This window comes from Shewanella nanhaiensis (assembly GCF_019457885.1).
Classification (GTDB): Bacteria; Pseudomonadota; Gammaproteobacteria; order Enterobacterales; family Shewanellaceae; genus Shewanella; species Shewanella nanhaiensis.
Genome location: NZ_JAHZST010000025.1, coordinates 30,484 through 49,073, shown reverse-complemented (window position 1 = coordinate 49,073; position 18,590 = coordinate 30,484). Strand labels below are relative to the sequence as shown.

The 18,590-nt window shown below is 44.0% G+C and carries 20 protein-coding genes; 19 read left to right on the top strand and 1 reads right to left on the bottom strand.

What is annotated here, in order from left to right:
• Positions 1–834: 834 nt before the first annotated feature.
• Positions 835–2,094 (bottom strand): methyltransferase, encoded by a 1,260-nt coding sequence (locus K0625_RS22395; protein ID WP_220111669.1) that lies wholly within the window; start codon positions 2,092–2,094, stop codon positions 835–837.
• Between the two features lie 94 nt (positions 2,095–2,188).
• Here K0625_RS22395 and K0625_RS22390 point away from each other — a divergent pair, with 94 nt between their 5' ends.
• From K0625_RS22390 to K0625_RS22300, 19 genes are all read left to right on the top strand, one after another.
• The gene (locus K0625_RS22390) at positions 2,189–2,827 is read left to right on the top strand and encodes an alpha-ketoglutarate-dependent dioxygenase AlkB family protein (protein WP_220111668.1); all 639 of its coding nucleotides are present in this window, start codon (positions 2,189–2,191) and stop codon (positions 2,825–2,827) included.
• Between the two features lie 81 nt (positions 2,828–2,908).
• Complete coding sequence (locus K0625_RS22385; RefSeq protein WP_220111667.1) at positions 2,909–3,412, top strand: ACT domain-containing protein; 504 nt, start codon at positions 2,909–2,911, stop codon at positions 3,410–3,412.
• Positions 3,413–3,506: 94 nt separating this feature from the next.
• The gene (locus tag K0625_RS22380) at positions 3,507–3,806 is read left to right on the top strand and encodes a BolA family protein (RefSeq protein ID WP_220111666.1); all 300 of its coding nucleotides are present in this window, start codon (positions 3,507–3,509) and stop codon (positions 3,804–3,806) included.
• 195 nt (positions 3,807–4,001) lie between these two features.
• Positions 4,002–4,523 (top strand): TRAP transporter small permease subunit, encoded by a 522-nt coding sequence (locus tag K0625_RS22375; RefSeq protein WP_220111665.1) that lies wholly within the window; start codon positions 4,002–4,004, stop codon positions 4,521–4,523.
• Positions 4,523–5,887 carry a TRAP transporter large permease gene (locus K0625_RS22370; RefSeq protein ID WP_220111664.1) on the top strand — a complete coding sequence of 455 codons (1,365 nt, stop codon included), beginning with the start codon at positions 4,523–4,525 and terminating at the stop codon, positions 5,885–5,887. Before K0625_RS22375 ends, K0625_RS22370 begins: the two co-directional genes overlap by 1 nt.
• Before the next feature lie 80 nt (positions 5,888–5,967).
• On the top strand, positions 5,968–7,059 hold the full coding sequence (locus K0625_RS22365) for a TRAP transporter substrate-binding protein (protein ID WP_438944518.1): 1,092 nt from the start codon (positions 5,968–5,970) through the stop codon (positions 7,057–7,059).
• Positions 7,060–7,178: 119 nt separating this feature from the next.
• On the top strand, positions 7,179–7,688 hold the full coding sequence (gene luxS, locus K0625_RS22360; RefSeq protein WP_012326215.1) for an S-ribosylhomocysteine lyase: 510 nt from the start codon (positions 7,179–7,181) through the stop codon (positions 7,686–7,688).
• A gap of 532 nt (positions 7,689–8,220) precedes the next feature.
• On the top strand, positions 8,221–9,555 hold the full coding sequence (locus tag K0625_RS22355; RefSeq protein WP_220111662.1) for a Na(+)-translocating NADH-quinone reductase subunit A: 1,335 nt from the start codon (positions 8,221–8,223) through the stop codon (positions 9,553–9,555).
• Positions 9,555–10,754, top strand: coding sequence for an NADH:ubiquinone reductase (Na(+)-transporting) subunit B (locus tag K0625_RS22350; RefSeq protein ID WP_065188096.1), 1,200 nt, complete (start codon positions 9,555–9,557; stop codon positions 10,752–10,754). Before K0625_RS22355 ends, K0625_RS22350 begins: the two co-directional genes overlap by 1 nt.
• The gene (locus K0625_RS22345) at positions 10,747–11,541 is read left to right on the top strand and encodes a Na(+)-translocating NADH-quinone reductase subunit C (RefSeq protein WP_065188095.1); all 795 of its coding nucleotides are present in this window, start codon (positions 10,747–10,749) and stop codon (positions 11,539–11,541) included. Before K0625_RS22350 ends, K0625_RS22345 begins: the two co-directional genes overlap by 8 nt.
• Positions 11,541–12,173 carry an NADH:ubiquinone reductase (Na(+)-transporting) subunit D gene (locus tag K0625_RS22340; RefSeq protein ID WP_012326211.1) on the top strand — a complete coding sequence of 211 codons (633 nt, stop codon included), beginning with the start codon at positions 11,541–11,543 and terminating at the stop codon, positions 12,171–12,173. Before K0625_RS22345 ends, K0625_RS22340 begins: the two co-directional genes overlap by 1 nt.
• Positions 12,174–12,178: 5 nt before the next feature.
• Positions 12,179–12,787 (top strand): NADH:ubiquinone reductase (Na(+)-transporting) subunit E, encoded by a 609-nt coding sequence (nqrE, locus tag K0625_RS22335; protein ID WP_012326210.1) that lies wholly within the window; start codon positions 12,179–12,181, stop codon positions 12,785–12,787.
• Positions 12,788–12,832: 45 nt separating this feature from the next.
• Positions 12,833–14,080: an NADH:ubiquinone reductase (Na(+)-transporting) subunit F gene (gene nqrF / locus K0625_RS22330; RefSeq protein WP_220111661.1), complete on the top strand. Its 1,248-nt coding sequence runs from the start codon at positions 12,833–12,835 to the stop codon at positions 14,078–14,080.
• Between the two features lie 131 nt (positions 14,081–14,211).
• Positions 14,212–15,228 (top strand): FAD:protein FMN transferase, encoded by a 1,017-nt coding sequence (locus K0625_RS22325; RefSeq protein WP_220111660.1) that lies wholly within the window; start codon positions 14,212–14,214, stop codon positions 15,226–15,228.
• A 104-nt stretch (positions 15,229–15,332) separates the two neighbouring features.
• The gene (gene nqrM / locus K0625_RS22320) at positions 15,333–15,557 is read left to right on the top strand and encodes a (Na+)-NQR maturation NqrM (protein WP_012326207.1); all 225 of its coding nucleotides are present in this window, start codon (positions 15,333–15,335) and stop codon (positions 15,555–15,557) included.
• Between the two features lie 289 nt (positions 15,558–15,846).
• Complete coding sequence (locus tag K0625_RS22315) at positions 15,847–16,833, top strand: GGDEF domain-containing protein (protein WP_220111659.1); 987 nt, start codon at positions 15,847–15,849, stop codon at positions 16,831–16,833.
• Positions 16,834–17,205: 372 nt separating this feature from the next.
• Positions 17,206–17,676, top strand: coding sequence for a bacterioferritin (bfr, locus tag K0625_RS22310; RefSeq protein WP_012326205.1), 471 nt, complete (start codon positions 17,206–17,208; stop codon positions 17,674–17,676).
• Between the two features lie 9 nt (positions 17,677–17,685).
• Complete coding sequence (gene bfr, locus K0625_RS22305) at positions 17,686–18,153, top strand: bacterioferritin (protein ID WP_220111658.1); 468 nt, start codon at positions 17,686–17,688, stop codon at positions 18,151–18,153.
• A 162-nt stretch (positions 18,154–18,315) separates the two neighbouring features.
• Complete coding sequence (locus K0625_RS22300) at positions 18,316–18,504, top strand: hypothetical protein (RefSeq protein ID WP_220111657.1); 189 nt, start codon at positions 18,316–18,318, stop codon at positions 18,502–18,504.
• Positions 18,505–18,590: the final 86 nt, after the last annotated feature.

The following is an 18,590-nucleotide window of genomic DNA, read 5'->3' as shown; positions in this document are numbered from 1 at the left end:
CGCGGATCTCATCGTAGAGCTGGGACTAATGAAGGTCTCAATAGACTCTGAATACATTAGCGCAAACCAACTCCTGTTATCTTGCTTTATTATTTGCAATAACGGGGCGTACCATACATTCTGTCCAGAAATGAGTAATAACGATAAAGCCTAATTCGAAGAGATAAACACTCAGGTGTAGATGCGGCAGTGAGCTTCGATGACATGGATGTCATCGTAGAGACTACAGGGATTGTACTTGCGTCGTCTCACTGAAGTATCTGCACGGAAGCATGCTGCAAGCAATTAACTGGATTAAAGTAATAGCTTGCTGTCAGCTAACTAAGTACCAATCTCGCCCAATGAACCAAACCCCAAAAAATATTTGAAACTTGCTATCAGGAAAGTCAGCAAACTTTTGTCCATTTATGACTTAGAGTAACCGCTCTAAGCCTTGTGATCACCAAGGGACTTTGTCGTTTCAATCATTAGAAGTTGAGTCGAAGAAATAAACAATCAGGTGTGAACGCGGCTGTGGGCGTTGGTGGCAAGGCCGTTCTATGACATCCTGTCACCACGGCATTTGTGAATCCATTCACATCAGATGCCACCGTCGAGCGTATAGGGATATATTTATAGCGTCCCGCAGAAGTATTCACACATAAGGGTCGTTCATTCACATCCATGTGATCACGACATTGGTGCATCCTTGCACAGCACATGCTGCAAGCAATTAACAAGATTGAAGCTATGGTTTCCTAGATACCATCAAATACCAAACCTGCCCAATGAAACCTCAAAAAGAGACTTACCACTTGTTATCTGGCAAGTGGCTAGAATTTGTTATCCGACAAGCTACTTCTTAGTGCCATAAAGTGAACTTTGTGGGTGCGGCTCACTTTCCGTCACTTCAACCTTAGCCTCTGCTTCTGTCGAGGAAGCCTCAAAAGGCTCTGCTTTCTTGCTAATCTTCTGTGCTTGCAAGATCACAAACTTACCGTTTGACGCCACTGTGGTGCAGTTTTTAAAGATGCGCTGTAACTTGATATGGTATGCCAAGTGACGATTGCCAACGACGTGTAAGATACCGCCATTCTTAAGGGCCCGCCAAGATTGTAGGAACATCTGCCAGGCGATGTGATCGGTAATCGCTTCACCTTGATGGAAAGGTGGGTTACATAGCACGAGATCGGGGCGTACACCTTCACTCATATGGGTTAAGCAGTCATCCCAGCCAAATGTGGCTTGCTCGCCGACTAGGCCTTGTGTGTCTAGTTTGTTGAGTGCCCAGTTCTGCTTAGCTGATTCAATAGCCATCTCTGAGTCGTCGACAAAGTGAATATAAGCTTGTGGGAACAGCTGCTTGGCGTGTAGGCCCAGTATGCCGTTGCCACAGCCAAGATCGATGATCGATTTAAAATCACCCTTAGGCATATTCTCTAACATGATCTCAGCGCCAATATCTAGCTTATTCGCTGCGAACACATTGCTTAGGTTGCGTATCTCAAGATTTAGCTGTGGTACTGACCATTGCACCTCTTTGGGAAGGGCGCGGCTCTTACCATCGCTGATGCAGGTGATCACTCGGGTCTTTTTCCAAGTTAAGCTGGCAGAAGCTGGCCCTAAGTTTTTACCAATCAACTCTAATACAGACTTGTTGATGGATTTGGCTTTGGCACTGATAAGCACTTGAGTGCCTTTAGGTAACGCTTGAGATAAACGATTAAGCTGGTGAGCAAAGTAAGTTAAGTTTTTTGGCAACTTCATCAATACCAGTTCAATTTGCCCTGGTAGTGCTTCACGGCTATTGAGCCACTCAATCCCCTCTGACGAAAGGCTATTTGTGGCCAGGTTTTGCAGGTTCCCTAAAAGGCTGGTCTTTGCATCGGTTTCAACCATGAGTGGCCAAGTTGGCGCGATTGAGCGAAGACAAGCGGTTAAGGCGCCGAAGTTATCATTGATAATGGCAGTAACAACAGGGGCTTGTTCAGTCTCTATAAGATGTTTTATCAGGTGTTCATCTGCAGCATCCCATGCTTGTAAATTTGATTCCTGATCTTTTGGGTAGCGGGCTAACTCAAGCTCGATACCAGCGACTGAAAATTGTGTTGTCATATGCCAAAATGTACCAATAAAATAGGGGCACGCATTATCGCAGATTAAGATTGGTAGGTATATACGCCTAAGGCCTCAGTTATTGGAGAGGATAATGAAGCAGCAAGGCCTGAGTTTTGAGCCATTTGAGGTGTTAGTTAATAGTAGTGACACTCAGCAGTCACAGCCTCCTATCACATTGATCCCCGGTTATCTCAATCAGGAGCAGCAAGCGGCCCTATTAAACGAAGTTAAAAGTTACCCGCTATCTCGCCCTGAGGTTCAGGTTTATGGTCAAGCTCATCCAATTCCTCGTACTCAGGTTTGGTTTGGAGATTCAGGCTGTGATTATCGCTACTCAGGCCTCTTTGTGAGCGCCTTACCTTGGCCTAAATACGCCAATAAGCTGAGGGAGAAGCTCTATCGTGATTTTAAGCTTGAGACCAATGGGGTATTGGTGAACCGCTATGCCGATGGGCGAGACTCTATGGGATGGCACTGTGATGATGAGGTTGAGATAAGAAGTGGAAGCGACATCGCCTCTGTGAGTATTGGAGCACGGCGTGACTTCTTTATTCGCCATAAGGTAAGCCTACAAAAGTACCAGATCCCATTAAACAGTGGCGATCTATTGATTATGCATTGGCCGATGCAGAATGAGTGGGAGCATAGTGTGCCTAAGCGGCTGAAAGTGATGGAGCCAAGAGTTAACTTTACCTTTAGGTTGCTGACAAAACATTATCACTCTAAGTAGTTTGGGATATGTTACTCAACTCTCACTATTCGGTGGGTAAATACTCTAAGCTGAATATGAAATCGCATTGAGGAGTATCAGATGAAAAAGTTATTTATTGCTAGCGTTGTTGGCCACATTGCTCCGGGAGTGATTAAGTCTCTTGCTGAAGTGACACGTCGCTTTGGTGGTGAGTGGGTGACGAGTAAGGTGATTAAGCTCGATGGCCATTTCTGCGCAATGATGAAGGTTGCGATAAAGCCCGAGGCTGAAGATGAGCTTAAATCTTGTTTAATCTCGGAGTTTGATGGACTGCACTTCATCTTTGAGCAAGTGCTTATTAATAGTGACTGCGTGTCTAGCTCCCTTCATTTGAGTGTAGATTGCGGTGATCGCTCAGGCTTAACCCGAGATATCGTCAATATCCTCACTAATCTAGATCTGGTGATTGAGCATATGGAGTTTAATCGGGTACATGTGTCGACTATCGGTCAAACTGTGTTCTCCTCAAGGTTAAATTTAGCGGTTCCTGAAGGGGTGAGCACTGAGAGTGTTGTTGAACTGCTTGAAGGGGTAACTGATGACGCGAGAGTTAAGGTACTTTGACTAATGTCATTGGTACTGCTCGAGGGGAGTTGACCTCAGCCCCTCTATCGCTGTAACCTGCCGCCATGAATTTTAGGCTGAATTGAGAGATCGTATGTCAGTAGCACAAAGCATCATTGAGCATTTAACCGCTAGTCTGTCACCCACTCACCTTGAGGTGATCAACGAAAGCCATAATCACCATGTGCCACCTAACTCAGAAACTCACTTTAAGGTGATCATTACCTCTGAGTTCTTTGAGGGTAAGCGTCTTCTTGCTCGCCACCGCGCTGTTAATGAAGCGCTGGCTCCTGAGTTCGCTAACGGCTTGCATGCGCTTTCTATGCACACCTACTCCCCCGATGAGTGGGCGGCCGAGGTGGCAGTGCCGGACTCGCCTAAGTGTAAAGGGTAAAGCGAACACTTTGCTGAAATAGCCTGAGAATAGCCCCTATTTTCAGGCTCTTTTGTTTAATAAGTCCCTATTATTTTTCATGTTATTGTCAACTGTCTCCTCCTCCCTCTATTTTCTGATTTAGCCTGCTTTTTGTTTATCTATTGCGTTATTTCTGTTATCAATAAGTTAAATGATGGCTAGTGATTAAAATGGATGAATCGAGTAGAGAAGTTAACTGAATTTATCGGTAAGGGGGTAAGCTGGTTTACACTCTTTATTGTATTGATGACCTTAGCGGTTGTTGTGCTTCGTTATGCCTTTGCTACAGGTGCGACGGCAATCCAAGAGGGCGCGTTATATCTTCATGGCGCGGTATTAACTTTGGCGGCAGGGTATACCCTTAAACATGATGGGCATGTTCGGGTGGATATCTTCTATCGACACTTCTCCTCCCGTGGTCAGCATTGGGTTGATCTGCTTGGCACTCTTTTTCTACTTTTCCCTGTTTGTATCTTTATCACCTACTCCTGCTTCGATTATGTTTTAGCTTCATGGCGTTATGCTGAAACCTCTGTTGAAGCGGGCGGTTTGGAATATGTTTATCTACAGAAAAGTCTGCTTTTATTACTGGTTGTGAGCCTGTTGCTTCAAGGCAGTGTCGAACTCGTGCGTCATGCATCGGCTCTGTGGTTTAAGAAGAGTGCAGAGAGTGAAAAGAGGGGAGAGCAGGGTTAATGGCTATCTTACTCTTTTTAGTTGTCTGTCTGGTATTGATGCTGGGCTATCCGGTTGCATTAACGCTAGCGGGCGTTGCGTTGATGTTTGCAGGTATTGGGGAGTTAACGGGTACTTTTGATAGCAGTTTATTAGGCGCGCTGCCTAATCGCTTATATGGCGTGATCAATAACCCTATCTTAATGGCTGTTCCGCTCTTTGTGTTTATGGGAGTGGTATTAGAAAAATCAAAAGTGGCAGAGCAGCTTTTGACTAGCATGGCAGAGCTCTTTGGCCGTTTTAGAGGCGGGCTTATCTTCAGCGTTTTCTTTGTGGGTATGTTGCTTGCTGCTAGCACAGGGATCGTAGGGGCTACGGTAGTCACCATGGGATTGATGTCTCTGCCCTCCCTGTTGAAACGAGGTTATGACCCGGCATTCAGCGCGGGAGCTATCTGCGCAACAGGCACCTTAGGGCAGATCATTCCCCCTTCGATTGCACTTGTACTCTTGGGTGATGTGCTCTCTAACGCCTATCAACAGGCGCAGCTTAAAATGGGAATATTTAGCCCGAAATCTGTTTCTGTTGGTGATCTGTTTGCTGGTGCACTTATTCCTGGCTTACTCTTGCTGGTGATGTACTGTCTCTATACCTTGATATTAATTAAACGTAAGCCTGCGCAGTTTCCTGCAGTGCTCGATAAACGCAGCATAGATTTGAGTTTTGTGATGCAAACTATCAGCGCTTTAGTGCCACCATTACTGCTTATTTTTCTGGTATTGGGCTCAATATTACTGGGTATTGCTACGCCGACAGAAGCTGCATCTGTTGGCGCATTCGGTGCGTTAATGATAGCGCTTGTTAAGCGGCAGATGACTCTCCCCTTGTTAAAAGAGGTGATGCTCAGCACCACTAAGATCACCTCTATGGTGTTTCTTATCTTGATAGGTGCCTCTATCTTCTCTCTTGTTTTTAGGGGATTTGGTGGTGAAGTGCTTATCCATGACTTGTTCCACAATATGCCAGGTGGCTTGATTGGCGCTACGTTGCTGGTCATGTTAGTGATATTTTTGCTCGGATTTATCTTGGATTTTATTGAGATCACTTTCGTGGTTGTACCTTTAGTTGCTCCTATATTGCTAGCGATGGGACTCGATCCTATCTGGCTTGGGATCATGATAGCGGTCAATCTACAAACTTCATTTTTAACCCCACCATTTGGTTTTGCGCTCTTCTACTTAAGAGGAGTGAGTAAAGAGTTAGTGTCCAGCAGTCAGATCTATAAAGGTGTGATCCCCTTTGTTGGGATCCAGTTGCTTCTGATGTTGATATTGAGCATCTGGCCCGAGTTAATCACTTGGCTCCCTTCTCAAATATATGGTTAGAAACTGCGATTAAATCAAGGGTTATTCGCTCCTGTTTGATGGCCCGTTCTACGGATAGTAAGAAAGAGGAAAAGGATATGATAAAAAGAGTAACTGTGTGCTTTATCTCATTGGCAGTCTTGTTTATATCAGGCTGTCAGGAGAAAGAGGCGCAAGTGGCACAAACTGGTGCTGTTGAGGTTGAAACGATTGAGTGGAAGTTGGTGACCTCGTGGCCTAAAAACTTTCCAGGTCTTGGGATGGCGCCAGAGCGATTCGCTAAGCTGGTTGATGAGATGTCTGCGGGTAGGCTTAAAATTAAAGTCTTTGGAGCTGGAGAGTTGATGCCAGCGTTTGAGGTTTTTGATGCTGTGAGTCAAGGTACAGTGCAGGTGGGACACAGCGCAGCCTATTACTGGAAAGGAAAAACGCCTGCGGCTCAGTTTTTTACTTCAATCCCATTTGGGCTTAATGCACAGGAGATGAATGGTTGGCTGCATTATGGTGGCGGTCTTGCTCTGTGGGAGGAGGTTTACGAGCCCTTTGGCATACTTCCTCTTGCCGGCGGTAACACAGGTGTACAGATGGGAGGTTGGTTTAATAAAGAGATCAACTCCATGGAAGACCTTAAAGGGTTAAAGATGCGTTTGCCCGGTCTGGGAGGTGAGGTGCTAAAGCGTGTTGGTGGCGTGCCTGTGACACTGCCTGGTCGTGAACTCTATACGGCGCTGCAAACTGGCGCCATCGATGCCACTGAGTGGGTAGGCCCATTTAATGATCTGGCTTTTGGTCTGCATAAGGCGGCAAAGTTCTACTATTACCCTGGGTGGCATGAGCCAGGTACAACCCTTGAGTTTTTGCTGAATAAGGAGGCGTTTGCTGCTTTACCTGCCGATCTTCAATCGATTGTGACTATTGCGGCGAGAGCAATTAATCAGGATATGTTAGATGAGTACACCTCTAAACATATTATCGCGTTAGACTCATTGATAGATGAGCATGGCGTTATTCTTAAACAGTACCCTGATGAGGTGATGAAGAAGCTGGCTGAGGTGTCTAAAGTGGTTATCAAAGAGCAATCAGCTAAAGATGACACCATGAATAAGGTTTATAAAGCCTATATGGAATATGAAGCGGGTGTTCGCAAGTATCATAAAATCTCCGAAGATGCTTATAGTCGTCTAAGAGAGTAACAGTTTGTATAGCGATGATGCAGATACCTTTTTAGTGTTGTATAAAGGTATTGTAATAGTTCCTCTATCCGTTTAATGAGAATTAACTGGATAGAGGTGAATTAACTTGGAGAGTTGAGATGCCGTTACTGGATAGTTTTACCGTTGATCATACCCGAATGAATGCACCTGCAGTTCGTGTAGCTAAAACCATGAAGAGCCCCTCTGGTGATACCATTACTGTCTTTGATCTGCGTTTTTGTGCCCCGAATAAAGATATTCTAAGTGAGCGTGGGATCCATACCCTAGAGCATCTCTACGCAGGCTTTATGCGTAACCACCTTAATGGCGATAACGTTGAGATTATCGATATCTCTCCTATGGGATGCCGTACCGGCTTTTACATGAGCTTAATCGGTTCGCCAAAAGAGGCTGATGTGGCAGAAGCTTGGCTTGCTTCCATGAATGATGTGCTCACTGTTGCATCGCAATCGGAGATCCCAGAGCTTAATGAGTACCAGTGCGGTACATTTAATATGCATTCGCTTGAGCAAGCACAGGGGATCGCGCGTTCGATTATCGCTTCAGGGATCAGTGTTAACAAGAATGATGAGCTGAAATTAAGTGAGAAGATCCTTAAGGGTCTATAATGCTTACGTCACTGATAAAAAATGAGCGATTTAAGGTCGCTTTTTTTATACCTATGGTATAGAAAATGGCCTATCGATTTACTTTTTTATCAGTGAATCTTACAGATTATTAGTATTTTACCTTTTATCTTGATGAGCCGAGTCAAACTTTTGTTGGTTAAAAAATGCTCGGTTAGCACTGTGTTGAATTTTGTTGATTTAAGCGGTGTTTATGTATCTAAAATGCTTCCAAAATGGTGGCGAGCTTGCTAGGTCACGGCACGCAATTGCATAAGTTGACGCTAAATCAAATAAAAAATGAAAATGTGAGCTATATAGCCACGCATAAAAGAGGCCAATCCAGTGAAATGGCCCACATTTTTCATGGCGATACATTGATATTTACGGTAAAATGCGCGCGAACAGCGTGATTGCGGTCGCAAATCTGTGATAAATCTGCGCTAGCTCAATGAGATGGGCTTGGTATTTTCCCTGTCATTTATTACAGGAACGCGGCGCATTATCTTTCCTTCATAACGTAGTGCTTGTGGATATGATTACAATAAAGAAAGGATTGGACCTGCCCTTAGCTGGCGGGCCAGAGCAAGTCATACATAATGGCCCTGCCATTAAACGTGTAGCTACTTTGGGTGAAGAGTATATTGGCTTACGTCCCACGATGAAGATTAAAGTGGGTGATAAAGTTAAAAAAGGTCAGATTATCTTTGAAGATAAGAAGAACCTTGGTGTTAAGTATACGGCTTCAGCCAGTGGTACAGTAGTTGAAATTAACCGGGGAGCACAGCGTGTTCTCCAGTCAGTCGTCATTGAAGCTGAAGGGAATGAGTGTGTCTCTTTTGCTAAATATGATACTGCCCAGCTAGATACATTGGACGCGCAACTTGTTCGTGACAACCTGATTGAATCAGGGTTATGGACTGCAATGCGTACTCGTCCTTTCAGTAAAGCCCCTGCCGTAGATTCAAACGCAGCAGGTATCTTCGTTACTGCCATAGATACTCAGCCTCTTGCAGCTAACCCTGAAGTGGTTATCGGTGAGCATAAAGATGATTTTGCTAACGGACTTAAGGTTCTTGCAAGATTGACTGAAGGTAAGGTTTATCTATGTAAAGCGCCTGGTGCTGATATTCCAGCAGCCAACGCTCAAGTAGAAGAGTTTGCTGGTGGACATCCAGCAGGTCTGCCTGGTACTCACATTCACTTCCTATTATCTGCATCTGCAAACAGAACTGTTTGGCATGTGGGTTATCAAGATGTGATTGCCATAGGTCAGCTCTTTACTACCGGTGAGCTTAACTCTGATCGTGTTGTTGCAGTGGTTGGTCCTAAAGCGTTAAAGCCAAGATTAATTCGTACTCAAGTTGGTGCTTCAACGGCTGAATTAACAGCTGGTGAAATTGCTGACGGTGATGTGCGTGTGGTATCTGGTTCAGTGCTTAGTGGTCGTACTGCAGTTGGACCTCATGCTTATCTTGGTCGTTTCCATCAGCAAGTGTCGCTTTTAGAAGAGGGCAGAGAGCAGGAGTTTATCGGTTGGGCTATGCCTGGCGCCGAAAAGTACTCTATTACTCGCGCTTTCTTAGGTCACTTGTCACCTTCTCGTCTGTTTAAGATGACGACAAGTACTGGTGGTTCGGACAGAGCTATGGTGCCTATCGGTAACTATGAGCGTGTTATGCCATTGGATATTCTTCCAACTATGTTGCTTAGAGATCTCGTCTCTGGTGATTTTGATGGTGCCGCTTCATTAGGTGCACTTGAGTTGGATGAAGAAGATCTGGCGCTGTGTACTTTCGTATGTCCTGGTAAGTATGACTATGCTACTTATCTGCGTGACTGTTTAGATACGATCGTGAGGGAAGGCTAATGAGCTTGAACGATTTTTTTAAAGGTATTGAACCTCAGTTTGAAAAGGGCGGTAAATACGAAAAGTTTTACGCTATTTTCGAAGCTGCTTATACGGTTTTTTATACCCCAGGTCATGTGAACAAGGGCAGTACCCATGTTCGTGATAATTTAGACCTGAAACGTATGATGATCATGGTGTGGGCATGTACTTTCCCCGCTATGTTTGTTGGTATGTACAACGTAGGTTTGCAGGCTCAAGATGCGCTTGCTGCAGGTTTTGCAACTCCAGATGTATGGCAGGTTAGCCTGTTTGGACTGTTTGGTACTGAGCTTACTGCAAACTCAGGTATCGCAGCCTTGCTCTGGTACGGCGCCTGTTTCTTCCTGCCTATCTATGCGGTGACATTTGCCGTCGGTGGTATTTGGGAAGTCTTATTTGCCGCAGTGCGTGGCCATGAAGTTAACGAAGGTTTCTTCGTTACCTCTGTGCTTTTTGCATTAACACTGCCTGCAACGATTCCTTTGTGGATGGTCGCACTAGGTATTACCTTCGGTGTGGTTGTGGCGAAAGAGATCTTCGGTGGTACAGGACGTAACTTCCTAAACCCTGCGCTGGCTGGTCGTGCTTTCCTATTCTTCGCTTACCCGTTAAGCATGTCTGGCGACACCACTTGGGTCGCAGCCGATGGTTACTCAGGTGCAACAGCACTGAGTCAAGCGGCTCAAGGCACACTGGAATATGGCTTTAGCCAAGATTGGTGGGATGCATTCCTAGGTTTCATTCCAGGTTCCGTTGGTGAAGTCTCTACGTTAGCTATCTTGATTGGTGGTGCGGTTATCGTTTATGCACGTATTGCATCTTGGCGCATTGTTGCCGGTGTGATGGTGGGGATGATTGCGGTTTCTTATCTACTTAACTTTATCGGTAGCGACACTAATCCTATGTTTGCTATGCCTTGGTACTGGCACCTTGTATTAGGTGGTTTTGCTTTCGGTATGATGTTTATGGCAACTGACCCTGTTTCGGCTTCGTTCACGAACTCGGCTAAATGGGGATACGGGATCTTGATTGGTGCAATGGCAGTCTTTATTCGTGTCATTAACCCAGCGTTCCCTGAAGGTATGATGTTGGCCATCTTGTTTGCCAACCTGTTTGCTCCACTATTTGACCATTTTGTTGTTCAGGCAAATATTAAGCGGAGGATTGCACGTGGCTAGTAATAAAGATTCGTTCGGAAGAACCCTCTTTGTCGTCGTTGGCTTATGTTTTATCTGTTCAGTATTTGTATCTACTGCAGCGGTATTACTTCGCCCAACACAGATAGAGAACAAACTGCTAGATAAGCAGAAATACATTCTGGAAGCTGCCGGTCTGACTAACCCTAAAGAAGCGTCTATGGGGAAAGCCGAGGTACTTGAGACTTACAACAAATATGTTGTTGCTAGACTGGTAGACCTGAAAACCGGTAACTGGGTTGAAGGTGATGCTGATTCATTCGATGCCGATAAAGCTGCCCGTGATGTTGCTAACTCATTTAAGCCTCAAAACGATATTGCATCGGTGAAGCGAGTTGCAAACACTGCTGTGGTTTATGTGGTTAATGATGATCAAGGTAAGCCTAAGACACTTATCTTACCTATCAAGGGCTACGGTCTTTGGTCAACCATGTATGCTTTCCTAGCCGTTGAGCCTGATCTGAATACGATTCAGAGCTTAGTGTATTACTCATTTACTGGTGCCGGTGAAACTCCGGGTCTTGGTGGTGAAGTTCAAAATCCTCAGTGGATGGCGAAATGGCACGGTAAGAAACTCTATGACCCTCAAGGTAACTTAGCGATTAGCGTCACTAAGAACCCAGTGGTTGCAGCATCTGAATACGGTGTTGATGCGCTGTCAGGTGCAACTTTGACCGGTAATGGTGTTCAAAACTCACTTGAATTTTGGTTAGGTGATGAAGGCTTTGCTCACTTTATCGAGAAAGTTCGTAACGGAGGACTGAGCTAATGGCTAACGCTAAAGAACTTAAGCAGGTTTTATCGGGACCAATTGTTAGCAATAACCCGATCGCCTTGCAGGTACTAGGTGTATGTAGTGCACTGGCTGTAACCAGCAAGATGGAAACCGCATTGGTGATGACCATCGCACTGACTGCCGTTTGTGCTTGTTCAAACCTGTTCATCTCTATGCTACGTAACCATATTCCAAGCAGTGTACGTATTATCGTGCAGATGACGATTATCGCATCGCTTGTTATCGTGGTTGATCAGGTACTGCAAGCTTATGCTTATGATGTTGCTAAGCAGCTTTCAGTATTCGTTGGTTTGATTATTACGAACTGTATCGTAATGGGTCGAGCTGAAGCGTATGCGATGAAAACGCCGCCAATGATGAGCTTTATGGATGGTATCGGTAATGGCCTAGGCTACGGTGCTATTCTTCTGTCTGTTGGTTTTGTCCGTGAACTTTTTGGTAATGGTTCGTTATTTGGTGTTGAGATCTTAAGCAAGATTTCAGACGGTGGTTGGTATCAGCCAAATGGTCTGTTGTTGCTTCCTCCAAGTGCGTTCTTCTTAATTGGTACTCTGATCTGGATCATTCGTACTGTTAAGCCAGAGCAAGTAGAAGCAAAAGGGTAAGCGTGATGGAACATTATATTAGTTTGCTAATTCGCTCTATTTTCATCGAGAACATGGCACTTTCTTTCTTCCTAGGTATGTGTACATTCCTAGCGGTTTCAAAGAAAGTGACCACGGCGATGGGACTGGGTATTGCAGTTGTTGTTGTATTGACTATCTCTGTGCCTGTTAACCAGATCATCTATCAGGGACTACTCGCTCCTGGTGCGTTGGCTTGGGCTGGTGCGCCAGAAGCTGATTTGAGCTTTTTGAAGTTCATCACCTTTATTGGTGTGATTGCCGCTCTGGTACAGATCCTTGAGATGGTATTGGATAAGTTCTTTCCACCACTGTACAACGCTCTGGGGATCTTCCTTCCACTAATTACCGTTAACTGTGCCATCTTTGGTGCGGTATCTTTCATGGTTGAGCGTGACTACAACCTAGCTGAGAGTATGGTATTTGGTGTCGGTTCAGGACTTGGCTTTGCGTTAGCTATTGTCTTGTTAGCTGGTATCCGTGAAAAGCTGAAATATGCTGATGTGCCTGATGGACTACGTGGCTTAGGTATTACCTTTGTGACTGCTGGTTTGATGGCGCTTGGATTCATGTCGTTTTCTGGTGTGTCCCTATAAGCGGGGCCCTCTGGGTTCCTGTTTCGGACTTATAAGGATAAGTTGATGGATATTCTTAAATCTACTCCACTTGAGGTCTACCTTGGTGTGAGTATGTTTACTGCAATAGTCTTGGGCTTGGTATTGGTGATTTTGTTCGCCAAATCTAAGCTTGTAAATAGCGGTGACATTACAATTGGGATCAACGACGATCCTGATAAAGCCATTAAGTTGCCTGCCGGCGGTAAGCTACTTGGTGCTCTCGCTGAAAGTGGTATTTTCGTCTCCAGTGCTTGTGGCGGTGGCGGTACCTGTGGTCAGTGTAAGGTCAATGTAAAGTCTGGTGGCGGTGATATTCTGCCAACAGAGCTAGGTCATATCAGTAAAGGTGAGGCTCGTGAGGGCTGCCGTTTATCTTGTCAGGTAAACGTGAAGACAGATATGGAGATTGAGCTCGAAGAGGAGATCTTCGGCGTGAAGAAGTGGGAATGTACAGTTATCTCTAATGATAACAAAGCCACCTTCATTAAAGAGCTTAAGCTACAGATCCCTGACGGTGATTCTGTTCCTTTCCGCGCTGGCGGTTATATTCAGATTGAAGCGCCTGCTCATCATGTAAAATATGCAGATTATGATATTCCTGCAGAGTACCGTGGTGATTGGGACCATTTTGGTTTCTTCAAGCTTGAGTCTAAGGTTGATGACGAAACCATCCGTGCATATTCAATGGCGAACTATCCTGAAGAGGAAGGTATCATCATGTTGAACGTGCGTATCGCTTCGCCACCACCACGTGATCTAACCTTGCCTTGCGGCAAGATGTCTTCATACATCTTCAGTCTTAAGGCTGGTGATAAGGTGACTATCTCTGGTCCATTTGGTGAGTTCTTCGCGAAAGAGACTGACAACGAGATGGTATTTGTTGGCGGTGGTGCTGGTATGGCACCTATGCGTTCTCACATCTTCGATCAACTTAAGCGTCTTAAGACAGATCGTAAGATGAGCTTCTGGTACGGTGCACGTTCTAAGCGTGAGATGTTCTATGTTGAAGATTTCGATGGCCTAGCGGCCGATAATGAAAACTTCGATTGGCACGTTGCACTTTCAGATCCTCAGCCAGAGGATAACTGGGAAGGTAAAACAGGTTTCATTCATAACGTACTTTATGAGAGCTACCTACGTGACCACGAAGCACCAGAAGATTGTGAATACTACATGTGTGGCCCTCCAATGATGAACGCTGCCGTTATCGGTATGTTGAAAGATCTTGGTGTCGAAGATGAAAACATCTTACTCGATGACTTCGGTGGCTAATCACATCTAAAACGCTTTAATCTTGAGATAGTTGTTATTCGAGTTTGAATCAGAGAGTGAGGCAGTGGCCTCACTCTCTTTCATTAAATTAGAATATATCATCAGTGTTATAGTGATAAGGATTCAGGTCAATGCAAAAGACCGCTGTAAAATGGTTAGCTTTTATTGGGCTAGCCTTTTTTATTTCAGCTTGTTCTAAGCCAGTTGAAATTATCTCCCTCTCAGGTAATACCATGGGAACGACTTACCACATTAAAGTCGTGCCTAATGCACAGTTGCCAGAGCCCAATCTACTCCAGGCTGAGATCGATCTAGCGCTTGAAAAAGTCAACGATCAGATGTCTACATATCGTCCTAACTCAGAGCTTTCTCGTTTTAATTCATCTGGCTTTGAAGAGACGGTTACTGTATCTGCCGATACCGCTACTGTGATTAAAGAGGCGATTGAGCTCTTTCAAGTAACAGATGGTGCACTGGATATCACCTTAGGTCCATTGGTAAACCTATGGGGTTTTGGTCCAGACAAACGCCCGACTCAGATCCCAACAAGCGAGATGATAGATGAGGCGAAAGCAAGAACAGGTATTCAATACCTAAGTGTCGATGGTAATAAATTAAGTAAGACTAAGAGCGATCTTTATGTCGACTTGTCATCCATTGCAAAAGGCTTTGGTGTCGATATCGTTGCTGCAATTCTGGACAAGTACCATGTATCAGGTTATTTGGTCGAGGTTGGCGGCGAGCTTAGCGTTTTTGGCCATAAAATAGATGGCTCACCTTGGCGCGTTGCGATAGAGCGTCCCGACATGGATGATCGTGAAATTCAGCAAGTGATAACTCCTGGAGACATGGCTATTGCAACTTCGGGCGATTATCGTAACTATTACGAGGAAGATGGACATCAGTTTTCACATTTAATTGATCCTCGTACTGGCTATCCTATCGATCACAGATTGGCTTCGGTAACTGTACTTCATAAGCAGTCGATGGTCGCAGATGGCTACGCGACAGCTATGATGGTTCTTGGTACAGAAAAATCTCTTGAATTGGCTAAGCAGCAAAATTTAGCCATTATGTTGATTGAGAAGCAAGATGATGGCTTTAAAGTCTTCTATAGCGATGGGTTTAAACCTTTTGTAGGTAAGTAGTGAGGATACCTTCGGCGCTAACTGGGTGCCAGTATGCATCTGTTAGCGTACTGGTGAGTGATTTGATGGTATAATCTCTATTCACGCTATTGTTGGAGTGCATAATGAGTACATTTATAGCGGCATTTGTAGTGTTACTGCTGTTTTTTCTGTTAATGTCGATTGGCTACCTTGTAAAGCGGACTGCGGTTGCTGGTAGCTGTGGCGGTCTAGGTGCACTTGGTATCGAGAAAGCTTGTGATTGTGATGATCCCTGTGATAACCGTAAAGCTAAGATGGCAGCGGAAGAAGCTAGGCGTGAAAAGCTGGAAAAGAATCGCATTATCTAAATTTAAGAGATATGTGAAGTAAAGATAAATGGGGTATGACAGATGTCATGCCCTTTTTTGTGTCTGGCCATAAATGTTCCCTACATTTTAATGGCATTTCCTCCATCCCTGGAGGTCAGCTTATACCGTATCCCATGGATGGGTTAGAGGAGGTATTTGTGTCTGCTCATTTGTATTTTTTCGTGTCAGTTTCTTTTTCCTCTTTAACTGTCAACTATACTAAAGATCTTAAGCGCTATTTTCGCTATTAATTATCAATAAATTAAATTAACTCAATAAAGTACCTATTATGCCTAATGAGCCGGAAGCTGTATTAGAATCAGTCGTACAAATGACAGGGCAACGTCAACTCGATTCGTTGGCCGAAAGTTTAGTGTCGACAGTCAGGCAGATGGTGAACACTGAACAGGTTGAGATCTTTAAAATAGATAATGACATTGAGCTTGAAGATGCGGTTTCTAATCTAACGAAGCAGAGCAGTGAAGCTTCTCATGGGATTTTGCTAGAGTGTTTAAGAAGTCGCTCTACGGTTAGACTCTCTACCCAAGTGTTCGAACAAATTGCTATCCCCATCATGTTAAAAGATGTGGTCGTCATGATCTTATGGGTTACGAGTGAGCATCTATCGGAGCAAGACTCACAGATGCTTAAAGGCTTCTCCAAAGTTTATGAGAACTTTCTCTCTATCGTTATAGAGAGTGAAACCGACCCCTTAACTGGCTTATTAAACAGAAAGGCATTTCTGCCTCGTTTGACGAAAGTGGCAAAATTAATCAAACAGGAAGCGATTGACTGTGCTATCGAGCCAGCTACGTGTGATTTGAGTGCTAAGCGATATTGGCTGTGTATCTTCGATATCGACAAGTTTAAAGTGATCAATGATACTTTCGGTCATCTGTATGGGGACGAGATCTTGATTGATCTTGTGAAGGTGATGAAAACTACCTTTAATGAGCTCGATAGTCTTTTCAGGTTTGGTGGCGATGAGTTTGTGGTTATTTTGTCTAAACGTGAAAAAGCTGAGATGCTTAATCTATGCGAGTCTTTCTCTCATAAACTCTCCATTCATCATGGGCGTGAAGTTAAAGTCACTATCTCTATGGGAATTATCGAAATTAATAGCATTGAGGAGCCAAGTGAGCTCTTAGTGAAGGCTGACAAAGCCCTCTATTATATAAAAGAAACGGGCAGAGACCGAGTTGGTCTCTATGAAGATCTTGTTGCAGACGGCTCTATCATTCCACTTAAAATAGAGGATGATATCGAACTCTTTTAATGAGCATAAGCATAAGACTAATGAATAACCTGTTGCTGATCCAGTTTGCTTTTATGCTCGCCATTTAACGTATACCTTCCCTTCTCTAGTTACTCTCTTTTAAGTTCTTAAATCACTTTTCATTAAATAGCCCGCCTACTCCATACAGTAAAAATTGATATATTTGAGTCGCTTCTCTTCAAAATAGGTTTGGTAACCTAAATCTAAATGATAATGCTTAATGTTATCAAGTGTATGAAATATAAGGAGATTTGTCTTTTGTGTTGATATGTATTAGTCTCTGTTTATTGATGTAGATCAAGTTTTGTCACTAACGGCTTCTATGACTGCTTATCTACTACTTAGCCAATGTTTATTTTGGGAGACAATCAGATGAAAGGGCAACCTAAAGTACTTAGCCAACTCAATAAGGTGCTTACCTTTGAATTGACTGCAATAAACCAGTACTTCCTCCATGCCAGAATGTTTAAAAACTGGGGGCTCGATGCACTCGATAAAGCGGCATATAAGAAGTCCATTCAGGACATGAAGCATGCAGATAAGTTGATTGAGCGAGTACTATTTCTTGAGGGACTCCCAAACTTACAGATGCTGCAGAAACTGCGGATCGGTGAGCAGAGTGAAGAGATGTTAGCCTGCGATAAAGAGATGCTTGAGGAGCAGTTAGTTTTAATGCGTGAAGCGATTGAGATCTGCGAATCAGAGCGTGACTATGTGAGCCGAGATATTCTTGAAGATATCCTTGAGGATGAAGAGGAGCATTTAGATTGGCTTGAGGCTCAGCAGGAGTTGATAGGATTGACTGGAATTCAAAACTACTTACAATCAAAAATGGACAAATAAGAGGCGAGTATGAAAGGTAATCAAGAAGTTATCGATACACTCAATAAGCTATTGACCGGTGAATTGTCGGCAATGGATCAGTATTTTGTCCATGGGTTGATGTATGAAGATTGGGGGTTAAACGAGCTGCATGAGCGGATCTCCCATGAATCAGATGATGAGAGGGAGCATGCTGGTAAACTGGTTCAGCGTATTCTTTTCCTCGAAGGTACACCCGATGTGGCGAGTCGTGAAGCCCTTCACATTGGTAAGAATACCCAAGAAATGCTGCAAAATGATCTCAACTATGAGTATCAAGTTGCTGCTAATCTTCGTGATGCAATAGCGCTGTGTGAGGAGAAGAAAGATTTTCAGACCCGTGAGATCTTAGAGGTCTTGCTCGATGAGACCGAGTCTGATCACATGTATTGGCTTGAGAAACAGCTAGGCTTAATCGACAAAATTGGCTTGCAAAATTATCTGCAATCTAAAATGTAATGGTTTAGCTCTTTTGCGCAAAACAGGAAGGCTTAGCACTATGCTAAGCCTTTTTTGTACATCTAGCCCAATGATGAATAGGGGGATTGGGATAAAAAAGTTTCTCCATACAGCTTGAGTTCAGTCAGATCCTTTATCCTTAATAAACTTTAGGGGAAAGGTATGAATAAAAGTAAACCGACAGAATCAATGCCTGATGCGTTGCGTGAGCAGATCTTAGTGTTACAGGAGAAGGTTAACTCTTTAGAGTCTGAACTTGCTCAATCCGATCGACAATCATTGAACACTAGTAAGCTTGCACAGTTTCCATTGACCGAAGATGAACTTAAGATGATCTATGCTCAGTTTTAAGTGAGTTTTATCTAATCTGCTAGCACATAAATCCTCAGCGGCAGAGTGCTGCAACCTTACGTAAAAATTTAAAAACACTTTTCACT